The following is a 14,824-nucleotide window of genomic DNA, read 5'->3' as shown; positions in this document are numbered from 1 at the left end:
GGTGCGATAGTTTTGCAAGGCAAAGGCACTTTCGCTAAGGCTCATCGCATTTCAGTCAGTACGGGCCGACAGTGGCACGCGCTCTTCTTCAGCAAACAGCTTTCGGGTAAGCAGGAACCACGTGTCGCTGTGCTTGATCTCTTCCAGTTCAGGCGTGTCGTCCTCGTCATGCCCGTAATACTCGCAGACTGATTTCCACTGGCTGCTGATGTCGCGGAAGGCCGACTTATTCAGCCGATCCGCGTTGTACCAGAGGTATAGGTCGGTCCACAGGATGGCGACCGATCCCTGCATGTACAACTTGTCCAGAGCCGCGTAGAGAGCCGCTTCGTGGTCACGACGCATAAAGCCTCCTAGTTTTGAACATCGCCTATTTAAATAAGATGAAGTTAAATTTTCAAGGCTCGATTGTTGACTTAGATCGTTCTTCCTCCAGTGTCCTTTCCGCTGTTCCGCGGCTTGTTCCTTAATCCACTCCGGAAAAAGGGAACCGGCCACTACTTCGCCTCAACCTTCTCCTCTCGCTTCAGGGTCGAGAAATGGGGCGCATCTCGTGGACAAGTGACACCGAGCCCCGTGGTTTTCAGCCGGAAGTAGCAGGGGGGCGAACGAGTGCCCTGCTGCGTGGATCGGTCAGGTGTTCGGCCTGCTGCAACGATCGAAACGACTGACATGTCCTTCTGCCGCCTGCGGTGAGGTAGGCGGCAGTAGGCGGTGACGGTTCCCCAGATCGGCTTACCGGCTGGTGACCGCTGCCATCAGTTTGGTAGGGGGCGCGTGCGCGCCGCCGGACGGTGTGGATGGCTTCGTCATTCGGTAGCTCCAAACAGGGAGCACTCTCCGGTGCCCCCGAAGGGCGGTGAGGTGTAACGTGGGTTACAGTGCCCGCGACAGGGCACCAGTAGGGCTCTCAAGTGGCGGAAAGGTGCCAGTTCGCTACCAAGCCGCTCCTCATTCGCTACCCGGTTGCTACCCACGAAGCGCCCGCACAACCCGCAAAACCGGACCACGCGAGAGACCCAACGTGATCCCGTTCGCACCTGGAATATTGGCGTAAAGTGATATGAGGGGACGGTTTATGCGAGATGATTGGCGCACGGCCTATCGGGGGCGGTTGACGAAAAACCGCAAGCAGGCAGCGGGCGGGAAGCGAGTGAATCGCGGAGATGCCGGTGATTCCCTTGGCAGTCCGCTGAAGTTCCATTCGGCTGTTGTGCCGAGCCGCAGAGTTGTCTGGCTTCAACGAGGGAGGCCGGACAACTTTGCGGCACCGACGGCCGGGGCGCTTTACCCCGGGTCACACCCACTTCATCAGCACGCCGAGGTAGTTGTCCTTGTCCTTCAGCAATCCCTCGTAGGCGTCGCCGAGTTGCTCGGGCGTGATCGTGTGCGTCACCAGCCCCGCGAGGCTCAGGCGCCCGGCCGCGAGTTGCCGGATCAGCCAGTTCTGCGCCTTGTTGATGTCCCACGCCCCGGCCAGTCGCGTGTGCGCGGGCTCGAACAGCATGTTCCCGTGGGCGCCGGTCACCTCGATGTAGCGGCGGTGCAGGTCGTCGTAGAAGTTGACCTCTTTGGCGCGGCCGCGCGGGCTGCCGACCACCACCACCTGCCCCGCGTCGCACGCGAGGCTCATCGCGGTCGGGATGGCGTCCGGAACGCCGGTGGCGTCGCCGACGATCTCCGCGCCCTTCGTGCCCAGGAACGCGTTCAACTGCTGCTTGATGTCGCCGGCGGTCGGGTCGATCACGTGATCGGCCCCGGCGGCGAGTGCGGCGTCGCGGCGCATCTTCACCGCGTCGATGCCGACCACCGGGCCGGCCCCCGCCGCGAGCAGACACCGCAGCGAGAACTGCCCGATGATGCCCAGCCCCAGAACGGCGGCGCTGCGGCCCACCGTCAGGCCGGCGCGAACGGACACGCCCATCCCGTACCGCGAGATGCACGCGATGGCGGCCTTATCGAAGGTCAGGTTGTCCGGAATCTTCCACACGCGGCACCGTTCGTGCCCCACGGTGAGCAGTTCCGCGGAGGCGTGGTTGCCGGGGTAACTGACGCGGTCGCCTTCCTGGAACCCGCCGGGGAACTCCTTGCCCACCTTCAGCACGCGGCCCGCGGCGGAGTACCCGCTGCGGAACGGGAACTTCCAGTCCGGCATCGCGGGGTCTTTGAGCCACTGGTGCGTGCCCGTGTACACCGCCAGCTCGGTCCCGGCGCTGATCGCGCTGTACTCGGCGCCGATGAGAATCTGATTCGGCGCCGGATCGGGGATCTCGACCTCGCGAACCGTCGTCTTGAACGGCTCGGTGATGACCGCCTGGCGGGCCTTAACCATTGCTCGGAACCTCGGGAGGGGGTAGTGCGATGGGCTGAATTGTAGACGCCCGCGCGAAGAAACCCACCCCCGCACTCCCCGTGGGGTGAAGACGCCGGGCGGGTTTCCGGCGCAAGCGCGGCCGGCTGTTGAGTTCGGGTAACGATACAATCGTGAACGCGAGCGCGGACACGCTCCGCTCGTTCGCGGCACGAATGAGGGCGCAGCAATGACGCGGTTCGGCTTCGGGTTCGCACTCGTGTTGGCACTCGCGGCGGGCGCCGTGGCCCAGCCGCCCGGCGGCAAGGCTTCGCCGGTGGTGCAGTTCAAGCAGTTCGGGACGACGCCGGAACAGTTCTGGCAGTCGTCCGTCGCCCGGTGGACCGGTCAGATCGCGCTCGACCTCGAAACCGTCAAGGGAGAGGTGGCGGCGGCGAAGATCACCCCGCTCGGCCGGGCCGCGATCAACGCCCAGATCGAGAACTCGCTGCGCCAGGTGTACGAACTCGATCAGTCGGTTCGGAAGGGCGCTCCCAAGGACAAGGTGTTCGCGGAGTTCGGCGAGGCGGAGCGGGCGCTCGGCGGGCTGCTGAGCGCCATCGAGCAGAGCCCCGCCGCCCGGCAAGCGGCCGGGCCGACGCTCGCGCGGATCGACACCGCGAACCAGCAACTCGCGGCGGCGGTGGGGGCCGGGGACAACAGCCCGGAGCGGACCAAGCGCCGGCTCCTGCGCCTTGCGGAAGCGGTCGATGACAGCACCGAAGAGTTGCGCACCCGGGTCGTGGACGAAATTCCCACGGAGCGCGGGCTCGACCGCGCACTGGCCACGTCCGCCCGCGAGGCCCGGCTGCTGACCCGGCGCCTGCGCGACGACGCGAACCCGGAACTGCTGCGCCAATCGGCCACGGTCATGATCGAGCGCTGGGCGGAAGCGGTCGCGATCCTGTCGCGCCTGCGCAACCTGCCGCCGGCGGTCACCGCGCAGGTGACCAAGGTGGACGGGCTCCAGCGCCGGCTGGCCGGCGCGCTCGGTGGGGCGGTCCCCGCGCCGCCCCCGCTGCCCGAGGTGCGCCGGTTCGCGTTCGCGGTCGGGGCCGACGCCGGGGCGCAGCCGCGGGTCACCGTGTTCGCCGACGAGAAGGGAACGGTGGCGTACAACTTCTTCGCCTACGACCTAGCGTTCGACGGCGGCGTGCGCGTGGACATGGCCGACCTCAACGGCGACCGAATTCCGGACCTGATCGTGGCGCCGGGGCCGTCCAAGAACCCGGTCACGCTGCCGGTGCGCGTGTACGACGGTCGCGACCTGAACCTGCTCGTCGAGTTCGTTCCGTTCGCGGGGTGGAAGGGCGGGCTGTACGCGGTCGGCACGGACCTCGCCAAGGACGGCCGCGCGCTCATCGCCATCAACGCGGAGGGCACGCAGCACGTCAAGGTGTTCAACCTCGCCACGGGTAAAGAAACCGACAGCTTCTTCGCCCACAACCAGAACGTGACCGGCGGGGTGCGGATCGCGTGGGGGGACGCGAACGGCGACGGCGTCGCGGACCTGTTCACGGTGAACGGGCCGGGGAACGCGGTCACCACGGTGAAGGTGTTCAGCGGGAAGGACCGCGCGGTCCTCGCCGAGTTCCCCGCGGTGGACAACCGGTACACGGGCGGCGCGTTCATCGCGGCCGGCGATCTCACCGGAAACGGGCGCGCCGACGCGATCGTGGGGATGGACGCGGGCACCATCCCGCTGGTGCGGGTGCTGGACCAGCGGGGCAAATCGCTGGTGGAGTGGCTCGCCTACGACGAGCGGTACCGCGGCGGGGTGCGGGTCGCCCTGGGCGTCCGCAACCGCGTGGTCACCGCGTCCGGGGGCGGAATCAAGAACAGCCCGGTGCGGGTGTTCAACACCGCGAACGCGAAAGCCCCCGTCGCCGAGATCGTCCCGTTCCTCGGGTTCGACGGCGGGCTGAACGTGGGCGGCCGGTGATGCCCGTTCGGTACTGGGCGCACACGGGCAGCAGCCTGTGTGCGTTGTTTGGCAAGCTCAGGTTGCGATATGGCGAAATTTTACGCTAGTGCCGCGCACGCCTGAGTGATGGCGTCTGATCCATAACCGAGTGCCCCTAGCGCGTCTGTAAGTTTCGAGCGCTTTTGATCGGTCGCCATGTTGGTGAGTACCCAGATGTCGCCTGTTGGGATTTGCTCTGGATGCGTACTCTTTCCCGTGTTCTCGATCTCCGAGCGTTTCCGAGCGAAGTAAACGCGCTCGCGACCCCCAGGGAGTTCAAGCAATTGTGCGACGCCTTTTTCGTTTTTGTCACAGGCGCGTATTAGGATTGCGAGGTATTTCTTGGTCGCTGTCTTAATCGCGCGAAATTGTGACGAGTTAATGTAGCGCAGCATTTCCTCATCCCGCTGCGATTGTCTCGTGGTCACTGAGGCTTTGCCAATTTTCAGTTCGCGGCGCAGAACGTCATTTGCACTCTCCCCCAGTCGCTTGGTTGCCCTGAGTAAATGCTCATAGACCTCGTCGTCGATGTCGATCTTGTGCATAGTGCCTTCCTCAGTGTTGTGAATGTTTATAAAGCTTATATTGCTTAAAAAGACTTGTCAACAGGATTCGCGGGTGCATCACGAACACGGCTAATGGCCTATTGGTAGGTCAGCAAGGCTGGGCGCTGCATAATGCGAACTCGCAGACCGCTGTTGCGGTGGGCGTGGCCGGTAAGCTTGTTGTTCGTGGACGAACCGCGCTCTTGGCTTGCTTTCCAGTTCGGGGTACGCTCAACGGCCCCGCACCCGGAGCGAACTCATGCCCCGCGCTGTCGTACCCTTCCTGCTCACGCTCGCACTTGCACCCGGGCTCCGGGCCGCGGACTGGCCCACGTTCCTCGGGCCGACGCGCGACGGCGTGTCGGCCGAGAAGGGGATCATCGCCCCGTGGCCCGCGAAGGGCTTGAAGGTGGTGTGGGAGTGCGAACTGGGGATCGGGTTCGCCCCGCCGGTCACCGCCGGCGGGAAGCTGTTCCACGCCGACCGGTTCGGTGACGACATCCGCCTCACCGCACGCGACGCCGCAACGGGCAAGTTCCTCTGGAAGTATGAGTACCCCACCGAGTACGAGGACCGGTACGGCTACGACCCCGGCCCGCGGGCCTGCCCGGTGGTTGATGGCGATCGCGTGTACCTCTACGGCCCCGAGGGCGTGCTGGTGTGCCTCAGCACCGCCACCGGCAAAGAGGTGTGGAAGGTCGAGACCCGCGAGAAGTACTTCTTCCACCAGAACTTCTTCGGGTGCGGGAGCGTGCCCGTTGTTGACGGCGACCTGCTCATTCTGCCGGTGGGCGGCAGCGTGAAGAACGTTCGCCCGGTCGACTTCCGGCAGGTGAAACCGAACGGCACGGCGCTGGTCGCGTTCGACAAGAAGACGGGCGAGGTGAAATACGCCGCCGGTGACGAACTCGCGAGCTACGCCAGCCCCACCGTAGCCACCATCAACGGCAAGAAGACGGGGCTCTACTTCGCACGCGGCGGGCTGCTGGGGTTCGATCCGCAGACCGGCAAGACCCTGTTCCACCACCCGTGGCGGGCGAAGATCATGGAGAGCGTGAACGCGAGCAACCCGGTCGTGGTCGGCGATAAAGTTCTGCTCACCGAGTGCTACGGGGCCGGCAGCGTGTTGCTAGATCTCAAGGGCGGCAAGCCGAAAGAGGTGTGGAGCGACGGCGACAAGGACGCGGGCGATCAGTCGCTCATGTGCCACTGGAACACGCCGATCCATGTCGCCGGGTACGTCTACGGGAGCAGCGGGCGCCACACCGAGGACTCGGACATCCGGTGCATCGACCTCACGACCGGTGACGTGAAGTGGCGCCAGAAGCGCACCAAGCGGTGCAGCCTGACGCTCGCCGACGGGCACTTCATCAGCCTGTCGGAGTACGGTGAACTGGCGCTTCTGAAAGTGAACCCCGCCAAATACGACGAGGTGTCGAAGTACGACACCGGGCTCGAATACCCGTGCTGGGCGGCCCCGGTCCTGAGTAACGGGCTGCTTTACATACGCGGTAAAGGCAAGCTCCAGGCGCTGGAACTGACCCCGGCCAAGAAGTAGGCGCCCGGGCGCGGCGGCTATGGCCGGCGCGCTCGTTCCTTCAGTGCGTCCAGAACGGGTTGCGGTAGGAACTTTGTCAGGTTCCCGTTGAGGGCGGCGATCTGCCGGAGCAGCGACGAACTCACGTGCGAGAACTCTTCCTTGGCCATCAGGAATAGCGTTTCGATCGCCGGGTCCTGCGCCAGGTTCATCAGGGACATGGTGAACTCGTACTCCATGTCCGAGAGCGTGCGCAGTCCGCGGAGCATGATGCGGGCGCCGCTGTCGCGGACGAACCGCACCGCCAGCCCCTCGAACGACTGCACCTCGACGTTGGGCCACCCGGCGGCGACCGTTTCGATGAGCCGCACCCGCTCCTCGATCGTGAAGAGGGTTTTCTTGTCCGGGTTGATGCCCACCCCCACGATGAGCTTGTCGAACAGCTTGCTGCCGCGCTCGATCACGTCGAGGTGCCCGTAATGGACCGGGTCGAACGTCCCCGTGTACACCGCGATCCGTGGGCTGAGGTTGCTGTCTGGCATACGGCCCCTTGGTCAGAGTGCGGCGAGGAAGCGGTCGAGTTCGTCGGTCGTGTTGTACGCGTGCGGGCTGACGCGCACGCGCCCGGCCCGGCTGTTGACGATCACCCGCGCGTGCTTGGCACGGGCCACCACCTCGTCCGGCGGGAGCGTCGGGTGGAGCAGGGAAACGATGCCGGACTTCTCGCCGTCGGCCCGCGAGCTGAACACCGTCCATCCGCGCGCCGCCGCCCGGTCGCACAGGTGGTCGGTCAGTTCGGTCACGCGTTGCTGCACGTTGGCGATCCCGGCGCCCAGGAGCAGTTCGAGGCTCGCGCCGAGGGCGGTGATGCCGGGCACGTTGTACGCGCCGCCTTCCCAGCGGCCCGCGTGCGGCTTCAGTGTGAAATCGATGGTGCTGAACGCCAGCGGGTTCGCGACGCTGTTCGCGCCGACGCCGATGGGGTGCAACCGCTCGACCCACTCCCGCCGGACGTAACCGAACCCGGCCCCCTCCGGCCCCAGCATCCACTTGTGCCCGTCCGCCGCCAGGGCATCGATTGGGGTACGCTGTACGTCCACCGGGAACGCGCCGAGCGCCTGAATCGCGTCCACGAAGAAGAACACACCCCGTGCCCGGCACAACTCGCCGAGGGCGTCGAGGTCGTTGCGGAACCCGCTGGCGAACTCCACGGCCGACACCGTAAGCACCCGGGTGCGGTCGGTGATCGCGGCGCGCACGTCGTCGATCGAAACGCGGTTCCCGCGGCTCGGGACCACACGCACCTCGACCCCCAGGTGGGCGAGGTTCATCCACGGGTACTGGTTCGACGGGTACTCTTCCGCCGCCAAGACGACGTTGTCACCGGCCACCCACGGGAACCCTTCGGCCACGACCCCGATGCCGTGGGTGGTGTTGGGCACGAAGTACACGTCGGTCGGGTCCGGGGCGTTGATCAGTTGGGCCGCCAGCGCACGCACCTGGGTGACCCGCTGGAACCACTCGCGGACCGCCGCGATCCCGTTCGCGGCCAGGCTCTGGGCGTACTCGTGCAGCGCTTGCACGGCGGGGCGCGGCAGCGGGGCCACCGCGGCGTGGTCGAGGAACGCCCAGTGCTCCGTAACCGGGAACTGCTCGCGGAACGCGGTCCAATCCATGCGTCACCTCGGCTGGGCGCGGAGATTGTGGCTCACGCGCCACACACATACAATCGAAAACGGAAGCCGCGCACATCAGACCTTCATCACAGGTGCCCAACGTGCTGGTCGAACCGGAACGAACGCCCTACGACCTACGGTTCCGCGCCTTCGGGTTCCCGGTGCGGGTCCACCCGTGGTTCTGGATCGGCTCCGCCCTCATGGGCTCTCAGCTCTTGAAAGCCGGCCCCGAATTCCTGCTCGCGTGGGTCGCCGTGGTGTTCGTGTCGCTGCTGGTCCACGAGCTGGGACACGCCATCGCCTTCCGGCGGTTCGGGTCGCACGCCGATATCGTGCTGTATGCGTTCTACGGGCTGGCGATCCCCACGCACGAAGTGTACGGCCGCGGGCGGAAAATCATCATCTCACTGGCCGGTCCGTTTGCCGGCTTTGCGCTCTGCGGGCTGGTATACGGATCTCAACAGGCGTTCGAGTGGGCGGACCCGCGCCGCTCAGTGCTGGTGTGGTTCGTGTACGACCGGTTGTTTTGGGTGAACATCGTTTGGGGGGTGTTGAACCTGCTGCCGGTGTTCCCGCTGGACGGCGGACAGGTGAGCCGCGAGTTATGCGGGCGGTTCTGGGGGCCGCGCGGGAAACGTATTTCGTTGAAAATCTCGTTCGGTTGCGCACTGTTGATGGTGGCCTACTCGATCTTCTGCGTAATGGACATGCGAGGCGCGGGCGCGGGCTTCACCGCTCTGTTCCCTTCGTGGTTTCCGCCGGGCACCGTGTTCACCGCGATCCTGTTCGGCTTCCTCGCCTACCAGAGCTATCAACTCCTTGGTCGCAGCGCGTGGGAAGATCACCACTGGGACGACCGGGTGCCGTGGGAACGCTGACCCTTGGGCGGTCGGCGCCGTCCGCTACTGAAGGCGGCGCAGCCGGTCCGCGAGTTCGTCGTCGGCCGCTTGCGACCAGGTGAAGTCCGGGGGCGGCACGAACCCGCCCTCGCCGTTGATCCGCGCTGCGGGCACTGGCCGCAGCGACGCAACCGCCAGCACGCGCCCGCCCAACCGCAACTCGAACCCGCTCACGCGCGCGAGTGCGGACACGTCGAACAGCACCGGGGCGAACACCATCTGTCCGTCCGTGATGACCGCCTCGGCCGTGTGTTGGATGTTCGGGTCCGGGCCTGCGCTGGCGAACGCCACGATCTCGAACCGGCACACGCCGACCGCCCCGGGCTCGCCCCCGGCGAGCACGAAGCACGGTCCGATCTTGCCCGCGTCGCTCAGCACGGGCGGCTGCTTTGCGGTGTGAACGGTGCCGCTCGCGTCGAGCAGCGCGAAGCGGATTTCGAGCACCCGCACACCCAGTTCGAACTTCTCTTCGGGCACCACCTGGAGCCGCTGCGCCGCGAGGGTGCGGTCGCCGGCGTGCCACACCACCCACCACGGACCGGCCGGCTGCGGGTGTTCCGGGCATACGGCCGTCACCAGCGCTTCCGACCGCGCCAGCTGCGCCGCGCCCAGCGCCACCACCGCAGGGTACTCGGTGCCCGAACGGGAGTCGTGGAACGCGACCCGCAGCCCCAGTTCCGCGAGCGGTGCCAGGCCGGTCGGGCTTCGTAGCAGGGCGACCGCGAGTAGCCCGTCGTACCGATCCCGACCGATCGCGGACGCCGGCGCGGTGGTCCCACCGAACCGCACCGCGACGGTCGCGTCGGTGAGCGTCAGGCCGGTAAGGAACCGGGCTGGGTTCAGCACGGGGACGAGGAGCGTCGCGACCACACGCCCGCGCCACAGCAGGTCAGCGGACAGTGAGTCCGGCGGCACCGGGAACCGGAACGTGACGTGGAATCGATCGTCCCCGCCGGGGCGAACGGCGTCGGCGGGGAACGTGGTGCCGGGGAGGCGCAGCGCGAACTCGGATTTGTGACGCGCGCGGAGGGGGCCGCGGAACCCGACATCCAGCGCCACCGCGTCGGCGGTCCACGGCACCGGGGACTCCCAGCGCGTGGCGCCGGCGCGCTCGAACCCGACGGTCACGCCCGTCAGAAGCGGGCGCCCACCGCGGAGCAGCTTAGTTCGCGCCCAGACGGCCCAGCGCGCCAGCCAGTGCGGCGTCAAGTGCGTCTCCGGCGGGGAGCGGGTTGGCGTTCCCGCAGGTGAGGCAGGCGGGCGAGCGCGGGACCTTCATTCGGTGCGCGCGGAACGCTGCGTCGAACACGCCAGGGACCGGTTGGAGCGAGAACAACAGGCTGGTGAAGTCGCTTGCCGGGCGCGAGGCGATTTCCCCCAGCGTTACGAGGGCGTGTAGTCCGGCGACGGTCGCGATGCTCGCTTTGCCTGCGGGGATCGTCGTTTCCGGTTGTGTGCCGTTCGGGTTGCTGTAGTCCGGCGGTGGGCCGGTCGGTTGCTCGGTCACCTCGCGCTTTAAATGGCTTGCGACGCAGCCGTAACACGCTTCACCGGGTGCGAACCGGTGGACCCACCCGCCGATGCCCCCGCTCAGCACCTCGCCGAGGGTCCACGGCTTACCGGCGGCTCGCATGAGTGCGTCGAACGCGAACTTTGCGGCCTCGTTGTCGGCCGCGCACACGCCCACGTCGCACTCGGCGGCAAGAGCGGCGAACTCGGCTTGGCGCGTCGGATCGGTGATATCGGAAACGAGCGCCGTGACCTGGAGGTCGGGGCGTAGCGCCCGCAGCCATTCGGTTGCCAGATCGGCCTTCAACCGGCCGACTGCGGCGGGGGGGAAGAGGTGCCGGTAGACGTTGTGCGCGGCGTACACGTCCGGTTCGATGAGCGTGACCCGGGTGACCGCGGGGTCGCGCGCGAGCAGGTCGAGCACCGCCATCCCGCCGCTGCCGGCGCCCACCTGAAAAACGTGGCTCATGCGTACCGTCGGCCTCAACGAATCAAGGCGCGACCCTCTGTTGTGACCTTCTCGAGTTCCGCGGCCGTGCCCTTGACCTGCTGGCTCAGGCCCCGGACCTCGGCGAGTTTGGCTTCCGCCCGTCCGCGCATCACAGCAAGCCGGAACGTCTTGTGAAAGTCCCTGGCGGCGCGGACCTGCTCGTCCATCTTCTTGAAGTTGCTGTGTGCCTCGGCGACGGTCGCCAGCCACCGGCGCTGAAGGTCCGCGTTCTCGCTCAACTCCTCGGCCCGTGCCTGCGGCGAGTCGATCGTGCGGGCCACGCGCTGCATGCGCACGAACTGTCGGTCGAACGACTTGGTCAACCGAGCGAGCTGCTTTTTCAGCTTCCGCACTTCGCGTTCGATGTCGTCCCACTCCTCCTTCCACTCCGCCGCGAATTGCTCGTGGGCGGTCCGGTCGTCGGGCACATCCCAGGCAGCGAGGCGAGCGTCGATTGCCTCCATCCGATACTGGACGGAGGCGCGGTTGGCCTCGAACTCGTCGACGGCGGCTGGCGGATCGACGACCGGCGCAGGCTCACACCCACCGACGCCGACGACCGCGCACGCGGCGAGCGCCAGTAAGGGGTTCACGTTCGGGCGGCGCATGGCGGCTCCTCACAGTTGCGGGTACTCACCAGTGAGTACGCCGCGCGGAGCGCCGGATTTAACGAAACGCGCTCATTTCGCTTCGGGCAAGGGCCACTCGCCGGTTTCGTGCCACAACTCGTAGCACAGCAGCCACCGCCACGCCGCGACCACCGCGAACACGCACGTGAACTGGCTCGCGTCCCAGCGGCTGGTCGCCCGCGTGGACCCCTGGCGCCACAGGCACACCGTCTGCCCTTCGAGAAGGTGCGGGCAGTGCTTCAGTGGCGTCAGCACACGGGTTTCGGGCGCCATGATCGGGTAACTGGACAGGAGCCGGGTTTCGAGTAGGTACGTGTTGTGGCACGGTTTGAGACAGTACGACAGCGTCAGCCCGCCGCCGACCTTCGTGACCGCGATGCGGTACTCGGTGGCACGGCCCGCGTTGTAGCGCTCGATGGCCGGCAGCTCGACGGCCAGCAGCCGGCGCTTACCCGGTTCGGAGTCGAGAAGTCCCATAGTTCGGGATGCGAGGTTCGGAGCACAGAACTCGGAATGAAAGTACAGAACGAATGACGGTGGTTTTGTCCGCCGTTGTTGATTCCGCGTTGTGCGTTCCGAACTCCACACGTTTCAGTAATGCACAGGGACCGACTTCACGGCGGTAATAACCTGCTCGTCTGGCACGTCGTCGGCGGTGCCCGCGAAACTGGTGTCGTTGGGGTCGATCAGCAGGGCGGTGCCGCGATCGGCGTGCCCGCGGAGCGCGGTAAGGAGCTGGCGGCGCTCCGCTTCGGCAAGGGGTCGGAAGTCCATGACAGGTCCCTGAAAAGGTGAAAAGGGCGACGGTTCGCGGGCCGTCGGTCGTGCCGGGCGCGGCGAGGCGCCCGAAGGTGCGTCGGAGCAGTGTCGCGTGGCCAGTGGGGCCGCGCGGCGCGGTTGTCACTGCGGCCGTCGTCGTGAGAGGCGGCGGTCGTGGGCCACCCGGCGAGTGCCGGTGCGGCGCTTGGAAAAGGGCGGCCGTGCGTCGGGATCGGGCGCCGGCCGCATCAACCTGCCACCATCATACCCGCGCGCCGCCGGCACACAAGAGATGCGCGAAAATGACCGACGGCAACGGCCAAGAAGAAGCCTCTCCCGCCCCCGCACCTCGGCACGAAATAAAAAAGGACCGCGGGCACCGTCGGCCCGCTGAACGGCACCCGAGAACGGTCAGCGACGTCGAGCGGCACGCGGCCCTTGACGAGAAACCGGTAAGGTGCCCTTGATTGTTTTTAAGCCAATTGAGGTGGGTAGTCGTGTACGAATCGGTCGTCTCGGTCTCGCTTCCGTCGGGTGGGGCGCTGGCCGGCACCTATCAGCCCGGGACGCGGGCCGATTTCGCGGTGCTATGGGTCCACGGGTTCGGGAGCCACCGGGGGGGCGAGAAGGCCGAGGCGGTCCGCGCCGAGTGCGCGCGCCGGGGGTGGGCGTTCGCGGCGTTCGACTTCCGCGGGCACGGTGATTCGCCTGGGCAAATCGCGGATCTGACGTGCTCCGGGTTGCTTGACGACCTCGCGCTCGTTCGCGCGTGGCTGGCCGGCCGCGGGCACACGAAACTGGGGCTGATGGGGTCGAGCATGGGCGGGTTCGCGACGGCGTGGTTCGCGAAGCAAAATCCGGTGTCTGTTGTGGGGTGCGTGTTCCTGGCGCCCGCGTTTCTATTCCTGGAACGCCGGTGGAATCGCCTGACGCCCGAGGAGCAGATCGCGTGGGTGCGCACCGGCCGGTTGGCCGTGAAGAACCAGTGGTTGGAGGCGGAAATCGGCATCGGGCTGATGGACGAACGCGCCCGCTTCCGCCCCGAGGAGCTGGTGAAGGACTGGGCAACGCCGGCGCTGCTGTTCCACGGGATGGCGGACGACGTGGTCCCCGATTCGGACAGCCTGTTCTTCGCGCGCAACGTCGGGTACCCTCGTGTGGAACTGCGGCTCATCAAGGACGGCGATCACCGGCTCACCGCGCACAAGGACGACATCGCCGGCGCCGCGGGCGCGTTCTTCGCGCGGCTCCTTTCGGGGTGACCGGTAGCGGGCATTCGGTGTACTCATCCGGGTTGTCGTGCTGTGGCGGCGGATCGTGCGTCCGGTGCGGTCAGCGGCCGGGCACTCAGCCGGGCGGCGGGACGGTCCCACGGCCGGGAGTCGCGCCGCGGACGAAAACTGCGCTCCTGGTTCTCAATCCGTCCCGCTTTCCTCGCTCGAACTGCGACGTTCTGGCGCGCGCGATTGGGTTTCTCGCGGGGCGTGACTTAGGGAACAGTCATCTCGACTCACGCCCACGAGCCCCTCACGCCGCCGGCGACCTGCCGATACACACGACCGACATCTCCGGAGCGCCGATGCCGCCTCGCTGGATGAAGTCCTTGCTTTCCGCCCGGCTCGTTGCCCCGCGGGGCGGCCCGTTCCGGTTCGACGCGCTCGAGGACCGTGTGGTCCCGGCCAGTTACGCCACCGGTGCCGCGGTCGGCGAGGTCGCCGTCGTGTGCGTCATCGACGGCGGCACGCAACAGCAGGTCGCGGCCCTGCGGCCCTACGACGGCTTTCTCGGCGGCGTGAACGTGGCGATGGGCGACGTAACCGGCGACGGCGTCGCGGACGTCATCACCGGCACCGCGACCGCTTTCTCGCACGTCAAGGTGTTCGACGGGGTGAGCTTCCGGGAACTGCGCAGCTTCGTCGCGTTTCCGGGGTTCGCCGGGGGCATCGCCGTCGCGTCCGGGGACGTGGACGCGGACGGCCGGGCCGATGTCGTCGTGGGCACCGCGACTGCCGCCGCGCACGTCAAAGCGTTCAGCGGGGCGACCGGCGCCGAACTGACGAGCTTCCTAGCGTACCAGAACTTCGCCGGCGGCGTCCGGGTCGCGGCCGCGGACGTGGACGGGGACGGGGCGGCCGATGTCGTCACCGCCAGCGGGCCGGGCGCCGGCGCGCACGTGAAGGTGTTCCGGGACGGGACGCCCGCCGAGATCCGCAGCTTCCGGCCGTTCGGTGACTTCGCTGGCGGGGCCAACGTGGCCGCCGGCGATTTGGACAGGGACGGCATGGCCGAAGTCGTGGTCGGCGCCGGGCCGGGCGCTGGGTCGGGGCCGGCACACGTCAGGACGTTTGACGGCGCGACCGGCGCGCAAGCGGGCAGCTTCTACGCCTTCGACCCCAGGTTCCTCGGGGGCGTGGTCGTGGGGGGGGGGGGCCGCCCCCCCCCGGCCGGGCCCCCCCCCCCGGCCGCG

General features: G+C 67.3%; 15 protein-coding genes. 5 read left to right on the top strand and 10 right to left on the bottom strand.

Annotation, left to right across the window (positions count from 1 at the left end; translation table 11 throughout):
• Positions 1–51 precede the first annotated feature (51 nt).
• On the bottom strand, positions 52–345 hold the full coding sequence (locus R5W23_RS23595) for a hypothetical protein (RefSeq protein ID WP_320688427.1): 294 nt from the start codon (positions 343–345) through the stop codon (positions 52–54).
• Between the two features lie 952 nt (positions 346–1,297).
• Complete coding sequence (locus R5W23_RS23590; RefSeq protein WP_320688426.1) at positions 1,298–2,332, bottom strand: zinc-dependent alcohol dehydrogenase; 1,035 nt, start codon at positions 2,330–2,332, stop codon at positions 1,298–1,300.
• 208 nt (positions 2,333–2,540) lie between these two features.
• Between R5W23_RS23590 and R5W23_RS23585 the strand changes: the two genes are divergently transcribed.
• On the top strand, positions 2,541–4,292 hold the full coding sequence (locus tag R5W23_RS23585) for a hypothetical protein (protein ID WP_320688425.1): 1,752 nt from the start codon (positions 2,541–2,543) through the stop codon (positions 4,290–4,292).
• 80 nt (positions 4,293–4,372) lie between these two features.
• On the opposite strand, the gene R5W23_RS23580 is transcribed toward R5W23_RS23585, so the two are convergent.
• Positions 4,373–4,858, bottom strand: a complete 486-nt coding sequence (locus R5W23_RS23580; RefSeq protein WP_320688424.1) for a hypothetical protein — start codon at positions 4,856–4,858, stop codon at positions 4,373–4,375.
• Between the two features lie 259 nt (positions 4,859–5,117).
• On the opposite strand from R5W23_RS23580, the gene R5W23_RS23575 reads away from it, so the two are divergent.
• The gene (locus R5W23_RS23575) at positions 5,118–6,416 is read left to right on the top strand and encodes a PQQ-binding-like beta-propeller repeat protein (protein WP_320688422.1); all 1,299 of its coding nucleotides are present in this window, start codon (positions 5,118–5,120) and stop codon (positions 6,414–6,416) included.
• A gap of 17 nt (positions 6,417–6,433) precedes the next feature.
• Here the strand turns inward: R5W23_RS23575 and coaD are convergent, their stop codons facing one another.
• The gene (gene coaD / locus R5W23_RS23570) at positions 6,434–6,937 is read right to left on the bottom strand and encodes a pantetheine-phosphate adenylyltransferase (protein ID WP_320688421.1); all 504 of its coding nucleotides are present in this window, start codon (positions 6,935–6,937) and stop codon (positions 6,434–6,436) included.
• Between the two features lie 12 nt (positions 6,938–6,949).
• Positions 6,950–8,071 carry an aminotransferase class V-fold PLP-dependent enzyme gene (locus R5W23_RS23565; protein WP_320688420.1) on the bottom strand — a complete coding sequence of 374 codons (1,122 nt, stop codon included), beginning with the start codon at positions 8,069–8,071 and terminating at the stop codon, positions 6,950–6,952.
• Between the two features lie 101 nt (positions 8,072–8,172).
• On the opposite strand from R5W23_RS23565, the gene R5W23_RS23560 reads away from it, so the two are divergent.
• Positions 8,173–8,949 carry a site-2 protease family protein gene (locus R5W23_RS23560; protein ID WP_320688419.1) on the top strand — a complete coding sequence of 259 codons (777 nt, stop codon included), beginning with the start codon at positions 8,173–8,175 and terminating at the stop codon, positions 8,947–8,949.
• 24 nt (positions 8,950–8,973) lie between these two features.
• Here R5W23_RS23560 and R5W23_RS23555 read toward each other — a convergent pair whose 3' ends face one another.
• From R5W23_RS23555 to R5W23_RS23535, 5 genes are all read right to left on the bottom strand, one after another.
• Positions 8,974–10,179 carry a hypothetical protein gene (locus R5W23_RS23555; RefSeq protein WP_320688418.1) on the bottom strand — a complete coding sequence of 402 codons (1,206 nt, stop codon included), beginning with the start codon at positions 10,177–10,179 and terminating at the stop codon, positions 8,974–8,976.
• Positions 10,133–10,948, bottom strand: a complete 816-nt coding sequence (locus tag R5W23_RS23550) for a HesA/MoeB/ThiF family protein (RefSeq protein ID WP_320688417.1) — start codon at positions 10,946–10,948, stop codon at positions 10,133–10,135. Before R5W23_RS23550 ends, R5W23_RS23555 begins: the two co-directional genes overlap by 47 nt.
• Positions 10,949–10,962: 14 nt before the next feature.
• Positions 10,963–11,577 carry a hypothetical protein gene (locus R5W23_RS23545; RefSeq protein ID WP_320688416.1) on the bottom strand — a complete coding sequence of 205 codons (615 nt, stop codon included), beginning with the start codon at positions 11,575–11,577 and terminating at the stop codon, positions 10,963–10,965.
• A gap of 72 nt (positions 11,578–11,649) precedes the next feature.
• Positions 11,650–12,075: a hypothetical protein gene (locus tag R5W23_RS23540; protein WP_261184811.1), complete on the bottom strand. Its 426-nt coding sequence runs from the start codon at positions 12,073–12,075 to the stop codon at positions 11,650–11,652.
• Between the two features lie 114 nt (positions 12,076–12,189).
• Positions 12,190–12,372 carry a hypothetical protein gene (locus R5W23_RS23535; RefSeq protein WP_320688415.1) on the bottom strand — a complete coding sequence of 61 codons (183 nt, stop codon included), beginning with the start codon at positions 12,370–12,372 and terminating at the stop codon, positions 12,190–12,192.
• Positions 12,373–12,854: 482 nt separating this feature from the next.
• Between R5W23_RS23535 and R5W23_RS23530 the strand changes: the two genes are divergently transcribed.
• Positions 12,855–13,619 carry an alpha/beta hydrolase gene (locus R5W23_RS23530; RefSeq protein ID WP_320688414.1) on the top strand — a complete coding sequence of 255 codons (765 nt, stop codon included), beginning with the start codon at positions 12,855–12,857 and terminating at the stop codon, positions 13,617–13,619.
• 317 nt (positions 13,620–13,936) lie between these two features.
• The coding region (locus R5W23_RS23525) for an FG-GAP repeat domain-containing protein (RefSeq protein ID WP_320688413.1) at positions 13,937–14,824 on the top strand (888 nt) is incomplete at its 3' end.

Source organism: Gemmata algarum (assembly GCF_034097035.1).
In the GTDB taxonomy this organism is placed as follows: domain Bacteria; phylum Planctomycetota; class Planctomycetia; order Gemmatales; family Gemmataceae; genus Gemmata; species Gemmata algarum.
Note: the sequence above shows the minus strand (reverse complement) of the source record. Positions and strands in the feature narration are given on the sequence as shown.